This window comes from Caldibacillus thermoamylovorans (genome assembly GCF_000751775.1).
Lineage (GTDB): Bacteria > Bacillota > Bacilli > Bacillales > Caldibacillaceae > Caldifermentibacillus > Caldifermentibacillus hisashii.
Map to the genome: position 1 here is coordinate 1 of NZ_CCRF01000016.1, position 2,351 is coordinate 2,351.

Sequence of the window (2,351 nt, forward strand, 5' to 3'; positions counted from 1 at the left end):
TCAAATATTTGTTTGTGATACTCTATATATGTAATTAGTTTAATCAATATACAAGTTTTTTAGAAATGGAGGTTTAGTAGACTAGATCTTCTACTCTTTCTTTCACAGATATATGATGCTAGTATAGTTTCATGGACACATTTTAGTTAATTACAAGGAGATATGTCCGATGAAACATAAGAATAACGGCAAACGGTACAACGATGACTTTCGTAAAATGATTGTTGATTTATATGACTCAGGTCAGTCTGTTAGAAATTTAAGCAGCGAATATGGCGTATCTGAAGTAACTATTTATGCATGGATTAAAAAATTGACTCCCATGGATTTAGAAGATGGTTCTTCTATTACTCCAGATGATTATGCTAAATTACAAAAACAAATGCTTAAACTTCAAGAGGAAAATGATATCTTAAAAAAAGCTATGGCCATATTCGCAAAAAAGTAAACGGTGCTGAAATCACTGAATGTATTGATCAACAAAAAGAAACATTCGATTCAAACAATGTGTGACGTGCTTGATGTACCAAGAAGCACTTATTATAAATCTTTCGATAAAACGATATCTAATCGAGACCAAGAAAATCATAAATTAACTGAAAGAATAATTGAAATTCATAATGAAAGCGACAAACGTTATGGTGCATCCAAAATTCACCACCTTTTGAGTGAAGAAGGCTATTATATAAGCCTTAAACGTGTTCAGCGATTGATGAAAAAGGCTGGTGTCAAATCTATTACTGTGAAAAGTTTCGACCAACGCCAAGTAAGGAAAAGGTCGTAGAACGCGAAAATATTTTACAAAGAGACTTTTCTACAACAACGATTAATGGAAAAGTGGGTTGGCGATATTCCCTATATTCACACGTTAAAACACGGTTGGTGCTACCTTGCATCGGTCATGGATTTACATTCTAAGAAAATTGTTGGCTATTCTTTTGGACGTACGATGACGACAGAATTAATAATAAAAGCTTTAGAAAATGCTTATCGAACACAGCGACTAGGTGATGGCGTCATTTTTCATTCTGATCTTGGTTCGCAATACACTAGCGATGAGTTCGAAAAAGTGATTAAACAAATTAACATGACGCACTCTTTTAGCTGTAAAGGAAGCCCTTATGATAATGCTTGTATTGAATCTTTCCACGCTATATTAAAGAAAGAAGAAGTAAATCATGTTCAATATATAGATTTTAAATCAGCTGAACTAACTCTTTTCCAATTTATTGAAGGCTGGTACAATCGTAAAAGAATTCACGGTAGTATTGGTTATAAAACACCACAAGAAATGGAAGATGTTCATACTTGTGCTATTTGATGTACCACAATATTCATTCGCTGCACGGCTTGATGTGGAGAGGCGGGGCATGATCGCCTTTGATGGCATGCCCGCATGGTTTTAAATTAGCTGGCTTCCTAGCTAGGAACTCATGCCCCACAGAGGCTCCATGTCAAGCCACAACAGTTTCATATAAATTAGATTCAAAGATTGAATAAAAACTTAAATTATTTGTGTCCAAAATATTGACTTAGATCCAGGTTTAGTGGATTTGTTTTAAATGAATCAGATCAAAAATCACTTGAAGAATTGAAATATAGTTTAAGAAATTTATATCACTTAGAAGTTTAATAATTAATTGAACAAACAATAGAAAATTTGCAACACCATCCGAAAAAGAATATAGGGGGACGGCTTTCTATGATGAAATTATTACCTGTAATGGATTTATATCAAATAAAACTACAAAAATATCGTGTATTAAATAGTAATATTACCTATCCAGTTCTCTTAATTAATGAAAAATATATTTTAAAAAGAGCACCTAGTGAAATTGTAATTAATGAAGTATTATTTAGTAGTCTTATTAAAAAAGGATAGATAAATCATATTGTATTGAATAAATATGACAGAATTTTCACGTATTATGACAGTTGTTTTTGGTTAATGACAACTTACAGGGAAGGTGAAGAATTTCAACATTCAAACCTTTCGCATTTAATGTTGGCGAGAAGTTATCTCGAGACTTTCCTTGAAATAACACCGGAAGTGGGTGAAATTGAATTTCATGATAATTCAGCGTTCGTAAATGGTATCAAAATCCGGATGATATGATTAAAAAAACATTTAACCTCATTAATCATTATTTCGGGGAAGTTGATGCTCAATACAAGAAAAGAATTATGGATATTTATGATTCTTTAGATTTTAATAAAAATGACTATGACATAATGAGAAAGTCAGTATCACATGGAGAGTACCAGAATACAAACATCTTATTTATCAAAGATCGAATCAATTTAATTGATTGGGATTCACTTTCAGTTAGACCACATTTATTTGATATAGA

4 protein-coding genes and 1 pseudogene are annotated in these 2,351 nt (G+C 31.9%); all 5 read left to right on the forward strand.

What is annotated here, in order from left to right; translation table 11 throughout:
• Positions 1 to 169: 169 nt before the first annotated feature.
• Entirely contained in the window at positions 170 to 448 is a 279-nt protein-coding gene (locus BT1A1_RS19415; protein WP_034767727.1) for a transposase, read from the forward strand.
• A 57-nt stretch (positions 449 to 505) separates the two neighbouring features.
• The gene (locus BT1A1_RS19420) at positions 506 to 784 is read left to right on the forward strand and encodes an IS3 family transposase (protein WP_269147478.1); all 279 of its coding nucleotides are present in this window, start codon (positions 506 to 508) and stop codon (positions 782 to 784) included.
• A 9-nt stretch (positions 785 to 793) separates the two neighbouring features.
• Positions 794 to 1,321 carry an IS3 family transposase gene (locus BT1A1_RS19425; RefSeq protein ID WP_269147479.1) on the forward strand — a complete coding sequence of 176 codons (528 nt, stop codon included), beginning with the start codon at positions 794 to 796 and terminating at the stop codon, positions 1,319 to 1,321.
• A gap of 381 nt (positions 1,322 to 1,702) precedes the next feature.
• Positions 1,703 to 1,882 carry a hypothetical protein gene (locus BT1A1_RS19000; protein WP_034767730.1) on the forward strand — a complete coding sequence of 60 codons (180 nt, stop codon included), beginning with the start codon at positions 1,703 to 1,705 and terminating at the stop codon, positions 1,880 to 1,882.
• Positions 1,883 to 2,112: 230 nt separating this feature from the next.
• A pseudogene (locus BT1A1_RS19205) lies at positions 2,113 to 2,351 on the forward strand (hypothetical protein); the annotation flags it as partial.

Bases quoted from the DNA above. Each gene is read 5' to 3' on its own strand.
- BT1A1_RS19415 (WP_034767727.1), top strand. From the start codon at position 170: ATGAAACATAAGAATAACGGCAAACGGTACAACGATGACTTTCGTAAA.
- BT1A1_RS19420 (WP_269147478.1), top strand. From the start codon at position 506: ATGTGTGACGTGCTTGATGTACCAAGAAGCACTTATTATAAATCTTTC.
- BT1A1_RS19000 (WP_034767730.1), top strand. From the start codon at position 1,703: ATGATGAAATTATTACCTGTAATGGATTTATATCAAATAAAACTACAA.